The organism is Mesorhizobium sp. M0106 (assembly GCF_040322715.1).
In the GTDB taxonomy this organism is placed as follows: Bacteria; Pseudomonadota; Alphaproteobacteria; order Rhizobiales; family Rhizobiaceae; genus Mesorhizobium.
In genome coordinates, this window is sequence record NZ_JAMYUA010000128.1 from 1 (window position 1) to 947 (window position 947).

At 61.1% G+C, this 947-nt stretch carries 2 protein-coding genes; both read left to right on the forward strand.

Features of this window, described 5'->3' with window-relative positions; translation table 11 throughout:
• The coding region (locus tag NKJ55_RS35400; protein WP_502904552.1) for a carboxyl transferase domain-containing protein at nt 1-528 on the forward strand (528 nt) is incomplete at its 5' end.
• 7 nt (nt 529-535) lie between these two features.
• Nucleotides 536-916: a hypothetical protein gene (locus NKJ55_RS35405; RefSeq protein WP_352453927.1), complete on the forward strand. Its 381-nt coding sequence runs from the start codon at nt 536-538 to the stop codon at nt 914-916.
• The last annotated feature ends 31 nt before the right edge of the window (nt 917-947 follow it).

Sequence of the window (947 nt, forward strand, 5' to 3'; positions counted from 1 at the left end):
CACCCCCGCCCCTGGGGGGGGGTTGGGGTGCGCTTCTGCTTCTGTTCCCCCCCCCTCTGCCACACTTGCGCCGTGGGGCGGGGCCCCGGCCCGGCCACCGCGCAGGAATATGGCGGGTTGATCAAGCACGGCGCCAAGCTTCTGTTCGCCTATGCCGAAGCGACCGTGCCAAAGATCACCGTCATCACCAGAAAGGCCTATGGCGGCGCCTATGACGTCATGGCGTCAAAGCATTTGCGCGGTGACATGAACTATGCCTGGCCAACGGCGCAGATTGCGGTGATGGGGGCCAGGGGCGCGGTCGAGATCATCTATCGCAAGGACATCGGCGACGCGGAGAAAATTGCAGCACACACAAAGGCTTACGAAGATCGCTTCCTGTCGCCCTTCGTTGCCGCCGAGCGTGGCTATGTCGACGAGGTGATCATGCCGCATTCAACCCGCCGCCGCATCGCCCGCGCGCTCAGGATGCTGCGCAACAAGGATATGCAAAACCCCTGGAAGAAGCACGACAACATTCCGCTGTGAGGGGTTGATGTCGCGCCTGGTCTTCTACATGGGAGCGCGCTTCGGCAGGTTTGCCGTCCTGCTTTTCGCTCTGCCGCTGTTCTGCCCAACAGTCTTATGGTTCTGGTTTCTCGACCGGCATCCGCTCGCCGTCATCGCGGCTGGCGTTGTTGCGATCCCAGCTGCGATGCTGGGCATGGTTCTGTTGATCGGGACATTGTTCGCCGGTTTTCGACCCAGCAAGGTGGACGGGATTACTCGGGAATCAGCCCCGAAATTATGGGCCATCTGGGAGAGTATTGCCGGCAAACACCGCGCCAGCCGGACTACCATCGTGCTGAGCCCCGATCTCAACGCTAGAGCGGTTCCTGATTTGACGGAATCGAAGGGGATTGAACGAAGCCGCTGACGCGTCATTTGGTGCGTGGGTTTGCGGATGA